The organism is Plantibacter sp. MPB07, from assembly GCF_046619465.1.
GTDB classification, from domain to species: domain Bacteria; phylum Actinomycetota; class Actinomycetes; order Actinomycetales; family Microbacteriaceae; genus Plantibacter; species Plantibacter auratus.
The window spans coordinates 3048190-3064573 of record NZ_CP177043.1; the positions used below are offsets into that span (position 1 = coordinate 3048190).

Annotated in this window: 13 protein-coding genes; 11 read left to right on the forward strand and 2 right to left on the reverse strand. The window is 67.1% G+C overall.

The genetic code is table 11. From position 1 onward, the window contains the following. The first annotated feature begins 286 nt into the window (after positions 1-286). The 4 genes from lanKC to ACLIME_RS14130 all read left to right on the forward strand — a co-directional run bounded on the left by lanKC (position 287) and on the right by ACLIME_RS14130 (position 7413). On the forward strand, positions 287-2893 hold the full coding sequence (gene lanKC, locus ACLIME_RS14115) for a class III lanthionine synthetase LanKC (protein ID WP_202937898.1): 2607 nt from the start codon (positions 287-289) through the stop codon (positions 2891-2893). Positions 2894-3038: 145 nt separating this feature from the next. Next, positions 3039-3761: an ABC transporter ATP-binding protein gene (locus ACLIME_RS14120; RefSeq protein ID WP_124767847.1), complete on the forward strand. Its 723-nt coding sequence runs from the start codon at positions 3039-3041 to the stop codon at positions 3759-3761. Then, positions 3758-5686 carry an FtsX-like permease family protein gene (locus tag ACLIME_RS14125; RefSeq protein WP_411557292.1) on the forward strand — a complete coding sequence of 643 codons (1929 nt, stop codon included), beginning with the start codon at positions 3758-3760 and terminating at the stop codon, positions 5684-5686. Before ACLIME_RS14120 ends, ACLIME_RS14125 begins: the two co-directional genes overlap by 4 nt. Before the next feature lie 59 nt (positions 5687-5745). Further along, a complete protein-coding gene (locus ACLIME_RS14130; protein ID WP_411557293.1) occupies positions 5746-7413 on the forward strand; it encodes an ABC transporter ATP-binding protein in 1668 nt (555 codons plus the stop codon). A gap of 521 nt (positions 7414-7934) precedes the next feature. On the opposite strand, the gene ACLIME_RS14135 is transcribed toward ACLIME_RS14130, so the two are convergent. After that, on the reverse strand, positions 7935-9104 hold the full coding sequence (locus tag ACLIME_RS14135) for a low temperature requirement protein A (RefSeq protein WP_411557294.1): 1170 nt from the start codon (positions 9102-9104) through the stop codon (positions 7935-7937). A 122-nt stretch (positions 9105-9226) separates the two neighbouring features. Here ACLIME_RS14135 and ACLIME_RS14140 point away from each other — a divergent pair, with 122 nt between their 5' ends. Genes ACLIME_RS14140 through ACLIME_RS14160 form a run of 5 tightly spaced genes read left to right on the forward strand, consistent with a single transcriptional unit; the run spans position 9227 to position 12666 of the window. Continuing rightward, the gene (locus tag ACLIME_RS14140) at positions 9227-10300 is read left to right on the forward strand and encodes an ABC transporter permease (RefSeq protein WP_124767850.1); all 1074 of its coding nucleotides are present in this window, start codon (positions 9227-9229) and stop codon (positions 10298-10300) included. Positions 10301-10356: 56 nt separating this feature from the next. Next, complete coding sequence (locus ACLIME_RS14145) at positions 10357-10719, forward strand: hypothetical protein (protein WP_411557295.1); 363 nt, start codon at positions 10357-10359, stop codon at positions 10717-10719. Next, complete coding sequence (locus ACLIME_RS14150) at positions 10716-10940, forward strand: helix-turn-helix transcriptional regulator (RefSeq protein WP_079704339.1); 225 nt, start codon at positions 10716-10718, stop codon at positions 10938-10940. The genes ACLIME_RS14145 and ACLIME_RS14150 overlap by 4 nt, the downstream gene beginning before the upstream one ends. Further along, the gene (locus tag ACLIME_RS14155) at positions 10937-11896 is read left to right on the forward strand and encodes an ABC transporter ATP-binding protein (RefSeq protein WP_411557296.1); all 960 of its coding nucleotides are present in this window, start codon (positions 10937-10939) and stop codon (positions 11894-11896) included. Before ACLIME_RS14150 ends, ACLIME_RS14155 begins: the two co-directional genes overlap by 4 nt. Continuing rightward, complete coding sequence (locus ACLIME_RS14160; protein ID WP_411557297.1) at positions 11893-12666, forward strand: ABC transporter permease; 774 nt, start codon at positions 11893-11895, stop codon at positions 12664-12666. The genes ACLIME_RS14155 and ACLIME_RS14160 overlap by 4 nt, the downstream gene beginning before the upstream one ends. 24 nt (positions 12667-12690) lie before the next feature. On the opposite strand, the gene ACLIME_RS14165 is transcribed toward ACLIME_RS14160, so the two are convergent. Beyond that, positions 12691-13656, reverse strand: coding sequence for a LacI family DNA-binding transcriptional regulator (locus tag ACLIME_RS14165; protein WP_124767854.1), 966 nt, complete (start codon positions 13654-13656; stop codon positions 12691-12693). A 154-nt stretch (positions 13657-13810) separates the two neighbouring features. Here ACLIME_RS14165 and ACLIME_RS14170 point away from each other — a divergent pair, with 154 nt between their 5' ends. Further along, entirely contained in the window at positions 13811-15328 is a 1518-nt protein-coding gene (locus tag ACLIME_RS14170; protein ID WP_411557298.1) for a mannitol dehydrogenase family protein, read from the forward strand. Next, positions 15325-16329, forward strand: a complete 1005-nt coding sequence (locus ACLIME_RS14175; RefSeq protein WP_411557299.1) for an L-idonate 5-dehydrogenase — start codon at positions 15325-15327, stop codon at positions 16327-16329. The genes ACLIME_RS14170 and ACLIME_RS14175 overlap by 4 nt, the downstream gene beginning before the upstream one ends. The last annotated feature ends 55 nt before the right edge of the window (positions 16330-16384 follow it).

Genomic DNA, 16384 nt, shown 5'->3' on the forward strand with positions numbered 1-16384 from the left:
AGCCTAGGGATCCCCCACGCCGGGCATCGCCAGCGGCACCGAAAGGTATAGCCTGCCCTACCTCGAAGAGTAGGGCAGGACCCATCGTGCGGGTGCCCAGGGCTGAGATTCGATGGACGTCAGGCGCCACCCGCCAGGAGGAGTCAGCCAGGAACGCAGCGGAAGGAGATGCCATGACAGACAGCCGATGTCAGGCATCGTCAACGCTCGGGGCCGCAGCGACAAAGCCGGTGCGGGTCGCCCGGACCAGTCAGCCACGTGAGGCCTGATGTACCGCAATCACTCCATGCTGCGGTTGCAGCACTGCACGCCCGGCGAGGCGTACTACGAACAGTCGACCACCGCTGCATCGGGTCGCCACTTCTCACACCCCGCGCCCCCCACCTGGTCGCTCTCGAAGTTCGGCCCATGGGCGACGCTTCACCCGGACGATGGTGGCGTTCTCCCGCGCCAGGGGTGGAAGGTACACGTCAGCACTCGCCCGGAGCAGGCGCGAGACGCGCTCCGCATCGTCGGCGACATCTGCGTCGAGCGTGGTGTCCCCTTCAAGTACCTCTCTGACGAGACCGAACTGCGCCGAACCAGCATGAAGTACGCCAACCGTGGGTCGGCAGGCAAGTTCATCACTGTCTTCCCCCGCACCGATGAAGAGTTTTGCGAACTCCTGCCACTGTTCGATGAGGCTCTTCGCGGATTCGACGGCCCATACATTCTGTCGGATGTGAAGTTCGGCGAGAGTCCCGTCTACTTCCGTTACGGCGCCTTCTTCCTGGACCGCCTCGAGCATGCGGACGGTTCGGCGGGCTACGCCATTCAGAGCCCAGACGGAGAGAAAGTCCACGACAGTCGCGCCGCCGTCTTCACGCTGCCGAGCTTCGTTGATCCCCCGGCCCTGATTCGTGAACTTGTCGAGGAGCGACTCAGTCCGACGCCGGGGGTGTTGGAAGAACTTCTGCATCCGTACGTCGTGCGCTCCAGCTTGCATTTCAGCAATGCCGGCGGTGTGTACCTTGCTGACGCCGGATCGAGTCAGGTGGTCTTGAAGGAGGCGCGGCGATGGTCGGCGTACAGCTCGGACTCCGCCGACGCGACCTCGCGGCTGCGGAGTGAACACCGGGCTCTGAAGCAGCTCGCCAGCGTGGGCGCCGTCGTCAATGCCATCGAGTACCGGGTTATCGGCGACCATGAGTTTCTCGTCGAGGAGTACATTCCCGGGCTCACGCTCCAGTCCTGGGCAGCCAGCAACTATCCGTTCAGCACGGAGGAGACTGTCCTCGCCGACTACGCTGCACGAGCTCTGCCACTCGCCCGGCAGGTGATCACCGCGGTCGATCAGATTCATGATGCAGGCTGGAGCATTCTCGACCTGCAGCCGAAGAACATCCTGGTCGACGGCGACCGTGTCCGACTCATCGACCTCGAAGCCGCCCGTGAGATGGATGCCTCGGCGGTCGGCAGTATTGGCACCCCGGGCTTCATACCCCACGCGCAGACTTCGAACCGTGACCGCGACAGGTACGCGCTCGCTGCCGTTGTCCTGCACTTGTTCTGGCCGTCGCTGGCCGGGGCGTTCGACCCGTCCGTGCTGACCTACCGGGCACAGAAGGTTGCGGAGCAATTCCCGGAAGACGTCGCGGACGTCGTCAACACCTTGGTCGACGCTGTGCCCCCGGACGCGATGGCAACGTCGCACCCGTACCGCCACGCCACAGGCCTTGCTCTGACTCCAGGTAGACAAGTCTTGGAGCAGGTGTGCAAGGGCATCGAAGGAACCCGACGTGACGGGCCCCGCCGATTCCCCGGGGACGCGACACAGTTCGCAGACGGAGCCAGCGCCTTGCTGAACATCGAGACGGGAGCCGCAGGCGTGATCCTCATGCTCGCAAGAGCCGGCCGCGACGTCACGCAGGACCACAGGTGGTTGAGCGCGCGCCTTCGAGAAGTGGACGACATTCCGTTTCACGGTCTCCTCCGCGGAACCGTGGGCATCGCGGCCGCACTCGCCCAGCTCGGCGACACTGCAAGTGCCGAAGTGATCCTCGCAGCTGGAGAGGTAAGCGCCGACCCCGGACATGACCTATCCGTGCGGAGTGGCTTGGCAGGCACGATCCTCGCTCTGTGCGATGCTGCCTTCGCGGACACAGACTCCGCTCGCGACATGCGCGACCGATACGCCTCGTTGCTCGCCGCCCGTGTCACAGGCGGAGGGGACCTCCGTAGCCCTCACTCGGAAACCGGTAACACCATCGGGTTGTTCGACGGGTGGTCGGGTGTCGGAATGGTCTGCCGCCAGCTCGCGGAAGTCACCGGGGACGCCTCCTGGGATCACCTGATGCACCTCTGCTTCCAGCGCGAGCTGCAGCAGCTCACCGAAGCGGACAACGGGACCCTTCGTGTGGACTACTCGCGTGTCTCCTACGGCTACCTGTCGGAGGGTGCCGCGGGGATCGCGTTCACTCTCGCACAGTGCGCGCCGACCCACTACCGGGACGAGATCGCACGACTCGCTCAGACGGTCGACGGCATCATCAGCATGAACGGCGGCCTGTTTCGGGGGACTGCTGGCATCGCCTGCGCGCTCCTGTCCGCTCCGCTCTCTTATGGGGGCAGCGAACGGGTCCGGTTGATGTCCTTCACCGCCGAGAACTTCCTCTTCCGTGGGAGCGACCCTGACGCGCTGGTGATGCTCGGAGACAACGGATACCACCTCTCCGCGGACTACTCCACGGGAGCTGCAGGCTACGTCGGCGCGCTCCTCGCTTTATTCGAAGAGAACCCGGACGACTGGTTCCCGGTGACTCTTCCCAGACCACTTGACGATGACGTGGAAGGAGGTGAACACAATGAGCGCATTGCTTTCTTTGCAGGGCCTGTCGAACGAGTCCGGGCCTGAGGTCGGTGTCTTCGGATCCGGCATCAGCATGTGGTGTGACGGCGACAACAGCGGTATCAGCATCTCCTGCGGACCGAACTGATACACGGACGTGTGGGGCGCGCGGCGACGCGCGTCCCACGCTTCTTCTACGAAAGGGCAGCACATGCTCACAGCAACCGGACTCGGGCACACGTTCTCGAACGGGCGGGTGGAGACGCTCGCGCTTGACGGTGTCAGCTGCACATTCGAGCCTGGTTCCTTCACCGCCATCATGGGCCCGTCTGGCTCCGGGAAGTCCACCCTCCTCTACTGCCTCGCCGGTCTCATCCGCGCGTCAGCGGGAGCCGTCACCTTCGACGCCACGGAACTGACCACCGCGAAGCAACGTCAGCTCGATCTTCTCCGACGTGACGAATTCGGTTTCATTTTTCAGAGCTTCAACCTCATCGATGCTCTGACAGCGTTGCAGAACGTCACACTGCCCTCCCTCTTTGGGGGAGCGGCGATACCGCGTGAGCAGGCCGTGAATGCCCTGGCCAACGTTGGGCTCTCTGAGAAGGTCAAGTCGTACCCGGCAGAGCTTTCCGGTGGGCAGCAGCAACGCGTGGCCATCGCACGCGCCCTCGCTCAGACCAGGCGCGTGATCTTCGCCGATGAACCGACTGGAGCGCTGGACCGCAAGAGCGGTTTCCTGGTGATGGACCAGCTTCGTCGGTTCCGGGACGTCGGCACTTCTGTTGTCATGGTCACTCATGATCCCCAGATCGCTGCATACGCCGACCGGGTCCTGTTCCTTGTCGACGGGCGACTCGTGGACACGATGGACGCCCCGACTGCGGAGGCCGTCAGCTCTCGCATGACGGGGCTGGAGAGCGCCGCGCGATGACTGTGGCTCAGCAGCTGCCCGTCTCTCTGGGGTTCGTGCGTCGCCATCGAGCGGCGTATGTCGGGGTCGCCATCCTTCTCAGTATCGCCACGGTCGTCGCGACTGCGGAGATGGTGTTGTTCACCGGCCTTGCAAGCGGGCAGGCGGTCCGGATCGATTCGATGTCGGAGTTCGATGCCCGCGTCGTTCGGGCTGCTGTCAGCGCATCGCAGGGCATCCTGCAGGTCATGTGCTTCACCACGGTGGTGATCGCACTCGTGCTGGTCTACTTGGGCTTCCGGAACATGCTCGCGCTGCGGCGCAGAGAACTCGGCCAGCTTCGTCTCGCAGGAGCGAGTGTGTTGCGCGTTCGCGTGATGGTTACCGGTGAGGCGTTCGTCTTCGCCACGTTGGTCGTGATCCCGAGTGTCCTCATCGGTGGGCTGCTCGCCCACCCCTTCTATCTCCTGCTCCAGGCCGTGGGCGTGTTCGGGAAGACTCTGCGGGTGGATTTCGGTTTCCCGGTCCTCACTCTGGCCCTGGTCGCGGGAGGGATGATCCTCTGCTCTATGGTCGCCGCGTGGTTGAGCCTTCGCTCCAAGCAGACCAACGATGTTCTCGCCGCTCTCGAGGCGTCTGCGACGGGCACACAGGGCGAGAAGATGAGCGCGACTCGTATCGTCATCGCAGCCGCGTCCGTCGTCGGGCTCGCCGCATTCCTCATTTTCATGCCGGACACCGGGAGCGAGAACCCTGTCGCCTCAATCATCGTCCCGCTGCTGATCATCTTCCCCCTCGGCGCACTTGCACCAGTCCTCGTTCCGGTGGTCGCGCGAGCGTTGGGCTGGCTCCTCAGGCCCCTGATCGGCGGCTCGGGTGTCCTCGTCGCGCAGCGCGCCTCCCGAGACTCGCAACGGTTCGCATCCAACGTCCTCCCGCTGCTCATCCTGATGGGCGTCATGGGCGGGTTCGCCATCGGTGCAGGGCCTGATCAGGCGACCATGCAGGATGACTATCACTCCAAGCTGGATGCTGACCTCATCGTCGAGCCGTCATCCGTCAAGGATGCCGACACCGTCACCGGCGACATCGGGAATATGCAGGGCGTGAACGCGGTGGTACGTTCCGCAGCAACTACCCGGCTCATCGAACAGGGGCGCGCGGACGGCACCTTCCTCACCGTTTTCAACTTCGTAGACCTCGACGCTTACCAGGACGTCTTCGAGACGGACGTGACAACAGGCGACTTCGACAGCGCCGGTGGCGCGGCCGTCGTCTCCACACGGGAGAGCGACAAGGTCGGAGACACCGTCACGGTCGAGGCACCGAGCGGAACCACGGCCACCCTCACCGTCGCCGCTGTCATCACCTCCCGGATCTACACCGGACTCCTCGTCGACTGGCAGATGCTGCAGACCCTGGACCCGGAGGTGTGGGACATCCGTGTGTTCGTGAGTGCGGACTCCGCCGCCGTCTCCGACATCACCGCGCGGGTCGACGACCTCGCGCCGACGATGACGAAAGACGAGTTCATCCAGACGCGTGTCGAGCTTCGCCAGAGCAACGCCGCCACCGGAAACATCGCCTTGTTCGGCACCATCTATGGTCTCGCCATCGTCGCCATGATCCAAGGTCTCACCGCGTCCGTCATGAATCGCCGGGGCGAGTTCCGACTCCTGAGCCTGCTCGGGATATCCCGCGCTCGGACGATAGGCACACTGCTCTCAGAAGCCCTCGTTCTCATCGTGTCCAGTGGTGTGCTGCTTGCCGGCGCGTTCGCCTTCATTGCATGGCGATATCTCGCGCAAGACCCGACGAAGATGGCCACCGCTGTCGGCGCCATTCCATGGGGCGACATCGCTCTCACGTTTGTGGGTATGGGTCTACTTTTCACCGCCACAGTTTTCATCGCCGCAGTGGTCGCGACCAGGAACACCCAGCGATGATCCGAAGCAACACCCTCCGAGACTTCATCCGACGCCATCGTTGGCGACTCGGAGGACTGGTGGCGCTGTCCCTCGTGGGGGCGGGGCTGGGGCTTGCCCAACCGTTGCTGCTGCAACAGTTGTTCGATGCCGTGACTTCCGGGTCAGCGCCGCTTCCTGCGGTGCTGATCCTGACTACGGTGGTTGTCGCTCAGGCGCTACTCGCCGGGGTGGAGTCGTATGCTCTTGCTCGCACCGCACACGACCTCATCCTCGAACTGCGGACACGCGTGTCGGCACGCATCGTGTCGTTGCCAATGAGTCGCGTGCAACGGGTGCCACAGGGTGAGTTCCTCTCTCGAATGATCTCCGACACCGCCGCCTCATCATCCGTTCTGACGACGGGTGTATTCAAACTCCTCGCTGCGGTCGTCACCTTCGCGGTCGCGGCCGTCCTCATGGCCACCATCGACCCGATTCTGTTCGCTCTGTCGTTGGTGATCACCGTTGTTGCTACGGTGCTGTCCACCGTCATGGGGCGACTGGTGCGCTCAGCGTCCGGGAGAACTCAGGCGGCGACTGCGACGCTCGCAGGCAGCTTCGAACGCACGCTGACTGCGCTGCCGCTGATCCGAGCCTACGGAGTGGGCGGACAGCAGCTTGCCCTCATCGCCGCCGACGCCAGTGACGTCAGGGCGAACGCAATCAAGGTGGCGCGGTTGGGTGCATACATGCAACCAGTCATGACCCTCGCCACCCAAGCACTCCTCATCGTCACACTTGCTCTCGGTGGCGTCCGAGTCGCTGAGGGCAGCCTGTCACTCGGAGGGCTCATCGCGTTCATGATGTACCTCATGATGATGGTCGGACCGGTCTCTCAGGTCGGTTCGACGTTCGTGAGCATTCAGACGGGACTTGCGGCGATAGACCGCGTCGATGAAATTGTCTCCGCGCCGCAAGAGAGCGATCTCCTGTCGGATGGCACTCACGCCGACTTGGGGTGCGCGGGTGAGGTGCTCGTCGAACTCGAGAGCGTCACTTTCGAGTATCCGCAAGCGTCGGCCGGGTCGGCGACTCGCATCGGGCCGCTCGATGTCACGATCCGTGACGGTGAGCACGTCGCTCTCGTGGGCCCGTCCGGGTCTGGGAAGTCCACCGTGTTCGCTCTTCTCGAGAGGTTCTACGAACCCAGCAGTGGCACCATACGGATGCGTGGAGTGCCGGCTCACGACGGTCCGCTCGGCGATTACCGAGCTCGTATGGCGTGGGTGCCGCAGAACTCGCCGCCGGTGGGAGGAACCCTTCGAGACAATCTCGACATCGAGCACCGCGGCCTTCCGGACAGTGCGCTCTTGCAGACGTTGGCGGACGTGGGCCTGTTCGCCAGCATAGGCGGGGACGTCCTCGACCGACCTGTCGCAGTGTCAGGTAGCAACCTCTCAGGGGGTGAGCGGCAGCGGCTGGGTGTTGCCCGAGCGTTGCTCTCTGACCGAGAGATGCTGCTCCTTGACGAACCGACATCGAGCCTTGACGCCATCTCCGCCGAGGGACTGTCGTCGCTGCTGCGGGAGCGTGCGCAGGCGAAGACCATCGTTATGGCCTCCCACCGTCTGGCGGAGGTACGCGACTTCGACAAGATCATCGTGATGGAGCACGGACGCATCGTGGACGTCGGTGCGCACGACGATCTCCTCGACAGATGCGAGCTCTATCGGACGCTGTGCGCGCAGCAACACGTTCCTGCGTGAAGGCAACCCTCATGGCAGCATGAACACACGACCCAGGGTATGAGCGTCATGACCGAGAAGCCGCGTTGCTCCCATGGGCCTAGGATCGCGTACCCGTCAGCAGCGGAATAACGGTCGGCGGCCGCTCCCCGTCCGTGGGCGTGTACTCGCTCCCGTGCGGGGTGCGTGCCGCGGCGATATCGAACAAACCTCGAGGCGCGCGAGCCTGGTCGATGAGGGATTCCCGGGTAATTCCTGCGGAGCAAGTAGCTCGATGGGTGCCGGCAGCAGTGAAGGTTGCTCTGTCGCAGTGGCGAGCCCGGGCTCTCGGCGGCGCGTGCAGGCAAGTTCAGATCCGCGGAATCTCAGGGGTTTCCGGGGCATCGCGGTAAAATCGGGGGGCTTAGCGTGGAAAGCACCAAAAACCCCCTTCTGCGAGCCCCGCTCCCGTCTGGGATCGCGGCTTTCATGAACCCTCCCACCAGTGAATGTGACACGAAGGCCCCCGAGGAACCGGGGGCGTTCGTCGTTTCCGGGGTCGTTCAGCGAGCCGGTTCCCGTCGTTCACGGACGCGCTGCACCTCGAGGACGACGACCGCGACACCGACCGCCGTGGCCGTCCCGAGCACGGTCACGATCGGGAGTGCCGCCGAGGCGAGGACGACCGCCGCCGCCCCGAGGAATAGCGCGGAGGCACCGGTGGAGATCCGCCCGCGGAGGAGTACGAACCACACCGCGACCATGAACACGGCGACCGGCACTGTGAGTGAGAACGAGGCGTCGGCAGCTGTGAGATGCTCGCCCGCGTGCGTCAGCAGGTCGAGTTCCACCTCGATCCCCGCGGAGACGGCACCGGCGGCGGCGAAGACGAAGTAGTGCGCGTACCCGAAGGCGAACCCCTGGCGGGACGAGGCCAGGCGACCCCCTTGCTCCCGGCTGAAGTAGATCCACCACATCCCGGCGGCGAGGACGATGCCTGCCACGGCCAAGCCGACGAGCCCGTCGATCCGCTCGTCGCTGTTCGCCGCGTCGATGATGGCGTTCGCCGAACCGAGAAGGCTCTCGCCGAGCAGGATCAGCGTGAACAGGCCGTACCGCTCGGCGACGTGATGCGGGTGCCAGGGCGTGCGGTGGACCCGTTCCGCCCAGACGGGCACGAGCACCTCGAGCAGCATCGCGGGCCAGAAGGTCCAGAACTGCCCCTCCACCGGAAGGGCCAGTCGCGCGACCCAGAGGACCTGCACGAGGCTGATCCCGATCGCGAACCGGAGGGCCACCGCGCGTTGCTCCGGATCGGACAACGCGAGTCGGAGCCACTGCGCCACCATCGCCAGTCGCATGATGACGTAGCCGATGGTGATGATCGCCCACTCGCCGTCGACCATGGCGTCGTGCACGCCGGCGGCGAGCACGAGGACCCCGCCCATCTGCACGATGGTGGTCACGCGGTAGAGCCAGTCATCGGTGTCGAACGCGGACGCGAACCAGGTGAAGTTCATCCACGCCCACCAGATGGCGAAGAAGATCATCGCGTAGGAGACGGTCGTCTCCGCCGCGTGACCCTCGACGATCCCGTGGTGGAGGTTCTGCGAGGCCTGGGAGACGGCGACGACGAACACGAGGTCGAAGAGCAGCTCCAACGGGCTCGCCACCCGGTGCCCCTCGCCGGGGTCGCGGCCGGTCATACGGAGGAGACCCAGTCGGTTCAGCACGATCCCATCCTGCCGTGCCTGTCGTTGCCAAGGAAGCTTGACACGTCGCCGGATGACAAGCATGCTTGACGTATGTCAGGTTTCCTTGTCATTTCGGACTCGATCGTCCAGATGCGCCGACGATGACGAACGACAGGTCGGCCCGCTGCGGCGGCACCGCGTTCCGGCGGCTGGCGTCGATGAGCGCTCGCGACGTGCTCAGGAACCCGCTCACCGGGATCTCGATGTGGTTCATGACCGGCATCATCCTCGTGATCTACGTCTCCATGTGGCTCGCGTTCGTCGTCCTGGGCCCTGCTCCGGTCGCAGCGCTGGACACGGACGAACCGGGAGTCTCGTCGGCGCTCGAGCGGGCCGGTGTGCAGGTGGTCGCCCCCGACGACCCCGATCGGAACACGCGGGTGACCGTGCACGAGGGGCGCGCCCTGGTGGTGCTCGACGCTGCGGACCAGGCTGCATGGGACCCGATCTGGCGAGGGCTGCGCGACGCAGGCGTCCCGGCCCACGGGGTGACGGTGATGGACGACGAGGGTGACGTGAAGATCGACCCGCTCCAGGAGAACCTCGGCATCGTGGTCCTGGTCGGGGTCGCGAGCCTGGCGTTCATCGGCACGACCGTCCCACTCGTGGCGATGCGGGAGCGCGGGCTGCTCCGGCTGCTCGGCGTGACGCCGCTCCGCCGGTCGACCTTCCTCCTCGCGCAGCTCCCCTTGCGCGCGCTGGTGGCGGCGGGGATCCTGGTGCTGACGACCGGGATCGCGGTCTGGCGCAGGTACGTCGACGGTGTGGACCTCCCGGCCCTGGGGGTCTCGTTCCTCCTCGGAGCGGCGATGCTGTTCGCTCTGGCGCTGGTGTTCGCCGCGCGATCGCGGAACGCCGAGGCGACACAACAGACGATGGTGATGGTGACGATCGGGCTCGTGTTCGCGTCGGGTGGGCTCCTGCCGCAGTCCATCCTTCCTGCCGCCGTGCAGGTCGCCATGAACTGCCTGCCGACCACCTGGTTCGTCGCCGCCGCGAGTGCCTCACTGACCGGGGCCGAACCGTTCCTCCCCGTCCCCGCGCTCTGGGGGCTCATGTCGCTCGTCACCGTCGCAGCAGGCGTGCTCGCCGTGCGGTGGTTCGAGTGGGATCAGTCCGAGCGCGATGGGCGGGCGACCACGATGTCCGACACGCAACGAGAGGTGGCTGCATGAACGAGCACACGACACGGGGATCGACACCGCAGGAGCGTCGTGCGTCCCGTAGATACATGTGGGAGATCGCGGCCGGTGCCGTCGGGTTCCTCGTGACGTTCCTCTTCCTGCCGGAGCTGTTCACCACCGAGCCGGGATCGCCCGCAGCCGTCGCGGTCGCACTCGTCCCGCTCGTGCCGGTGGTGTGGATCGTGATCGCACTCGTCCGACACGTGCGCCGCGTCGACGAACTGCAGCGCGGAGTGATCGTGCTGAGTCTCGCCATCGGGTTCGGCGCGGCGATGCTGATCAGCCTCGCGGTCGTGTTCCTGTCGACCGCCGGTGTCGTCGTCCCCCAACCGGAATGGTGGGTGTTCATCGGCGGGATGGCGGTCTGGGGTGTGACCATCGGCGTCGTCTCCTTCCGGGCCACCCGATGAAGAACGACGTCCGCGCCCTGCGCACCGAACGCGGGTGGACCCAGGTCCAGTTCGCTGAAGCACTCGGCGTCTCCAGGCAGACGGTGAACGCGCTCGAGACCGGGCGCTACGACCCGTCCCTGCCGTTGGCGTTCCGGGTCTCCGCACTGCTCTCCCGCCCGATCGAGGAGATCTTCTTCCCGGGTGAACACGATGCCCCGCCGTCTGGAGGGCGACGATGAACGAATCGGACCGAGTGGTCGTCACCGTCGACCGGCTCAGCAAGCGCTACGGCGACCGGAGCGTCCTGCGCGACGTCTCCCTCCGGGTCCACGCGGGCGAGGTGTTCGGCCTGCTGGGACCGAACGGCGCCGGGAAGACCACCACGCTCGAGACCATCGTCGGACTCCGCCGTCCCACCGACGGAACCGTCCGGGTGCTCGGACGAGACCCGTCGATCGACCGCCGATACGTGACCGAGCGGATGGCGGTGCAGCCGCAGGCCGCGACCCTGTTCCCGACGCTGACGGTCGCGGAGACCCTCGACCTCTTCGCGTCGTTCTACCGCGACGTGCGGCGTCCCGAGGAGGTCTTGGACGAGCTCGATCTGGGGGAGGCACGGCGCGTGCGCGTGAAGCACCTCTCAGGCGGCCAGGAGCGTCGCCTGCTGATCGCCATCGCGTTGATCGGCAATCCCGAGATCGTCGTCCTCGACGAGCCGTCGGCCGGACTCGACCCGCAGGCCCGACGGAACCTCTGGGGCATCATCCGGCGCCAGCAGGAACGCGGGACCACGATGCTGCTCTCGACGCATCACATGGACGAGGCCACCCAGGTCTGCGACCGGATCGCCGTCCTCGTGGACGGCTCGATCGCCGCCTCGGGGGAGCCGGAGACCCTGGTCCGGGAACACGCCGCGACGGCCACGGTGACCTTCGAGGTCCCGGGCCGGACCACCGCGGACGAGTTGCGTTCGCACGACATCCCCGGCGAGATCACTGTTACGGCGAAGGGCGCCGTCAGCCTGGTCGGGATCGTGACCGACGACCCCGACGCCGTGCTGCGCCGACTCACCTTCTCCACCGGTCTCAGACCCCGCGGGTTCCGAGTGGCTCACGGGTCGCTCGAGGATCTCTTCATCGATCTCGCGAATCGGCCGACGTCCGCAGCCGAGGGCGACCGGGCCCACAGCCCATGAGCACGACGCCTGCGTTCCCAGCGCAGGTCCGGAGCTTCGCCGCGGCCCACGCGCGCGACCTCGTCCGGGACCCGCGCTCGATCATCGCACTCGTGGCGAGTTTCCTCGCCTTGATCGGACTGCTCTGGGGGGTGGACGCCCTCGTGGCGACGGCGTCCGACACGCCTGCCGGTGTGCTGCAGCGCGCCCTCCCGCTCGTTTCGAGCACGGGGACGATGGCGATCGCCTTCATGCTCACCACGGTGCCGCTGGTCCGGCATCGCAGCATCGGCCTGCTGCGGGCGCTGTCGACCTCGCCGGCCCGTCGCGACGCGTATCTGCTCGGACACCTGCCGATCCGCGTGGGGTTGGTCGTCGTCGAGGCCGCGGTGATCATCGCCCTGGCCGCCTGGACGGTGCCCACCCGTCCACTCTCCGACCTCGTCGCGATCGCCGGCACGATCCTGCTCGGTGGCGCGATGCTGCTCGGCTTCGGCTACCTCCTCGCGGCGCGGTTGTCGAACCCGGACATCGCCATGCAACTCGCGTACCTGCTGCCGATGCTCGCTCTCGCCACGTCCGGGGCCCTCTTCCCGCTCGCGATCCTTCCGGAGTGGGTCGCCGGTCTCTTCCGGGTCCTGCCCACGACCTGGATCGTCGGCGCGCTCGAGGCGACCATCTCCCAAAGCCCTCAGCCCGTGCCGCTCGTAGTGGTCTGGAGCCTGATGGCGGCGTGCGCGCTCGTGTCGGGTCTCGCGGCCGCCCGGCTCCACCGATGGGACGTCGGCTGATCGGCGGAGCTGCCGTCCGCCGCGTCAGTCCCGACGCGGGGCTGCGGTCGAGTCGCGCACGATGAGCTGCGAGTCGAGACTGGCGACCGAACGGGGTGACCCTCCGGCCATGGCCTGGAGCAGCACCTCGACCGCCAACGACCCGCACCGGTTGATCGCGAGCCGCACGGTGGTGAGACCGGGTTGGCGGATGGACGCCATCTCGATGTCGTCGGTGCCGATGATGCTGAGGTCGTCGGGGCAGCGCTTGCCCATCGACGTGATCCCGGCGTCGATGCCGAGGGCGACCAGGTCGTTGTAGGCGATGACCGCCGTCGCACCGCTCGCCACGATCGTGGCCGCTGCGGCGAGGCCGCCCTGGATCGAGGCCGCCTGGTGGCCCAGTCGGGTGAACTCGATGTCGAGCTGCTCGCATGCGGCCGCGACCGCGTCGCCACGGCGGAGGTCCGCCCAGGAGTGCTTCGGACCGGCCGCATAGGCGATGTGTCGGTGACCCAGTGCGGCAAGGTGTTCGACCGCCTGCCGTGGCCCGCTCTCGGTGTCCATCACGACGTAGGGGAGGCCGTCGATGATGCGGTTGACCACCACGACCGGGGTGTCGCCCACGAGCGCGCGGATCTCGTCGTCGGGCAGGCGTGGCGAGCAGAGGAGCATCCCGTTGAGCTTCCGCGCCAGTTCGAGCTGCTCGTGCTCCCGATGCAGGTCCTCATCGGTGTCGAACAACACCGGGCGGTGGCGTCCCTGCCAGGCCTGGGCGTGGACGCCCTTCAGGAGGGTCGCGTAGACCGGGCTGGCGATGTCGGGGACGATGACGCCGAACGTCTTCTCCGCCGTCGAACCGTTCGGGTTCGAGTACCCGAGGTCCGCCGCCGCCGTGAGGACCCGCTCGAGCGTCGCGTTCGCAAGGCGATCCGGCTCGCCGAACGCCCGCGACGCGGTGGCGATGGAGACGCCCGCGTGACGGGCGACATCGGTGAGGGTGGCGGTCACGGTTGATCCTTCGCGGGGTCGGGTGTACTCATGATGCGGCATCGTGCTGCCATGAAACTACTTGACAAACTTTGTACAAACCATTCAGAATCGCTTTCATGATGATCGACGTGGATCTCCTCCAGCCGACGACGCGGTGCCCCGAGGCTCGGCGATGACGGCCCTGCCGCCGCGACTGGGCGCCGGCTCGGGCCCGCGTCCGGAGCACCCGGCACCGTCCGCCGCCGGCATCCTGCACCTCGGTCTCGGCAACTTCCACCGAGCACACCAGGCCGTCTACACGGCGGCTGCGCTCAGCGCGGGCGGCGATGAATGGGGCATCGTCGGTGTCGCATCCCGGTCCCGAGCGGTCGTCGACGCGATGTGGGCGCAGGATCTCCGCTACACGGTCGCCGAGATCTCACCCACCGGGGCCTCGTTCTCCGTGCCTGCCGTGCACACCGACGTGTTCGTCGCGGCGGAGGATCCGGAGCGTGTGGTCGGCACCCTCGCGGACGACCGCATCCGGGTCGTCACGCTGACCGTGACGGAGCACGGCTACAGCGCCTCGCCGTCGACCGGCCTCCTCGACCTGAACGACCCGCTGATCGCAGCCGACCTCCGCGGAGGCGCACCGCAGACGACCATCGGCCAGCTCGCTCGCGGTCTGCAGCGGCGGGCTTCGGGTAGTGGAACGCCGATCACGATCCTGAGCTGCGACAACCTGAGCGAGAACGGCGCTCGCACGGAGGCGCTCGTCCGGGCCTTCCTCTCCGAACTGCGCGGCACCGAGGGCGCGGAAGCGCTCGCCTACCTCGACAGCGCGGTCGCCTTCCCGTCCAGCATGGTCGACCGCATCGTCCCGGCGACGACCCCGCGACTGCGCGAGCTCGTCGCAGCTCGTCTCGGCGTCCGGGACGACGCACCGGTCTCCGCCGAACCGTTCACGATGTGGGCGATCGAGGACCGCTTCGCCGCTGCGCGTCCCGCCTGGGAGGCCGGAGGCGCCGTGTTCACCGACGAGGTGGGGGCGTACGAGCAGATGAAGGTGCGGCTCCTCAACGGGACGCACTCGCTCATCGCCTACCTCGGTGCGCTCCGCGGGGTGGCCACGATCTCGGAGTCGATCGCCGACACCGCCGTCGAATCCGCCGCACTGGCGATCCTCCGCGACGAGTACGAACCGTCGGTGCGGTTCCCCTCCGGCGTCGACGTCCGCACGTATGAGGGGCAGCTCTTCGAACGCTGGGCGAACCACGCCCTCGGGCACCGCACGGCGCAGGTGGGCACCGACGGGTCGGTGAAGCTGCGACAGCGCATCCCGGAGCCCGCCCTCCGTCTGCTCGAGGCCGGATCCGTTCCACACCTCATCGCCCTCACGGTCGCGGCCTACCTGTCCTGCATCGCCCCGATGCCGGGGTTCGATCCCGGTCCGCACGCGCGCGCCATGGTCGATCCGGCCCGCGAGGAGCTCGCCCGGCTGGCAGGCACGTCGACGGATGGTCGGCACCTCGCGCAGCGGGTGATCGCCGAGCTGCACCTCTTCGGGCAGGACCTCGCCGAGCAGCCGACCTTCATCTCGCGGGTCGGCGAACTGATCGACACCATCCGCCGACACGGCGTCGACGCCGCCATCCGCGACAGCATCGCCGCCTCGCAGGCACCCATGACCACGACAGGAGCCAACCGATGAAGACGCTCGCGATCCACGGCGCGGAGGACATCCGCTGGGAGGATGCCCCCACCCCGGAACCACGCGACGGCGAGGTCCGCCTCCGGGTGCGGTACGTCGGTATCTGCGGCTCCGACCTGCACTACTACTTCAACGGAGCGAACGGCGAGTACGTCATCCGCGAACCGCTCACCCCCGGCCATGAGCTCTCGGCCGTCGTCGACGTGGACCCCTCCGGGCGGCTCGCCCCCGGCACCCGGGTCACCGTGCACCCGGCGCGATACGGCCCGAGCCTGCAGGGGCTCGAGGACCGCCCACACCTGCGACCCGGCGGCGACTACCTCGGGAGCGCCGCGGCGGACCCGCACCGACAGGGTGGGGCCTCGGAGTACCTGATCGTCGAACACTCGATGGTGCGCGTCCTGCCCGACGGGCTCCCGCTCGAGCGGGCGGCGCTCGCCGAACCCCTCGCGGTCGCCATGCACGCGGTCGGGCTGGCCGGCGACGTGCGCGGTGCGCGGGTCCTCGTCATCGGTGCAGGGCCCATCGGTCTGCTCGTGATCGCCGCAGCCGCCCGGGCCGGTGCAGCGAGGATCGCGGCGAGCGACATGCGCGAACAGGCACTGGAACGCGCCGCGACCGTCGGAGCCGGTGAGCTCCTCCTCGTGGGCCGCGACGCCGTCGCCGACGAGTCCTACGACGTCGTCTTCGAATGCTCCGGCGCACCGGTCGCCCTGACCCAGGCGGTTCGTGCCGCGAAACGAGGCGGGTCGATCGTCCAGGTCGGCATGCTCCCCGACGCCGACAGCCCGATCAACCTCGCCCCCATGCTCGCCAAGGAGCTCACCATCCGCGGCGCGTTCCGCTTCTCCACCGAGATCGACGACGCGATCGCGTTCCTCGCCGAGGGCGATCTCCTCGACGCCGTCGTGACCCAGGTCATCCCAGCCGAGGAGGCGGTCGAAGCCTTCGCCGTCGCTCGGGACTCGTCCCGCTCGGCGAAGGTGCTCCTCGCCTTCTGAGCCACCCACCGCACACTCCCACCCCCACTTCCGCTGCATCCCGTAGGTCCGAAGG

Coding starts and splice junctions, on each gene's coding strand:
- lanKC (WP_202937898.1), top strand. CDS start 287: ATGCTGCGGTTGCAGCACTGCACGCCCGGCGAGGCGTACTACGAACAG.
- ACLIME_RS14120 (WP_124767847.1), top strand. CDS start 3,039: ATGCTCACAGCAACCGGACTCGGGCACACGTTCTCGAACGGGCGGGTG.
- ACLIME_RS14125 (WP_411557292.1), top strand. CDS start 3,758: ATGACTGTGGCTCAGCAGCTGCCCGTCTCTCTGGGGTTCGTGCGTCGC.
- ACLIME_RS14140 (WP_124767850.1), top strand. CDS start 9,227: ATGACGAACGACAGGTCGGCCCGCTGCGGCGGCACCGCGTTCCGGCGG.
- ACLIME_RS14145 (WP_411557295.1), top strand. CDS start 10,357: ATGTGGGAGATCGCGGCCGGTGCCGTCGGGTTCCTCGTGACGTTCCTC.
- ACLIME_RS14150 (WP_079704339.1), top strand. CDS start 10,716: ATGAAGAACGACGTCCGCGCCCTGCGCACCGAACGCGGGTGGACCCAG.
- ACLIME_RS14155 (WP_411557296.1), top strand. CDS start 10,937: ATGAACGAATCGGACCGAGTGGTCGTCACCGTCGACCGGCTCAGCAAG.
- ACLIME_RS14160 (WP_411557297.1), top strand. CDS start 11,893: ATGAGCACGACGCCTGCGTTCCCAGCGCAGGTCCGGAGCTTCGCCGCG.
- ACLIME_RS14170 (WP_411557298.1), top strand. CDS start 13,811: ATGACGGCCCTGCCGCCGCGACTGGGCGCCGGCTCGGGCCCGCGTCCG.
- ACLIME_RS14175 (WP_411557299.1), top strand. CDS start 15,325: ATGAAGACGCTCGCGATCCACGGCGCGGAGGACATCCGCTGGGAGGAT.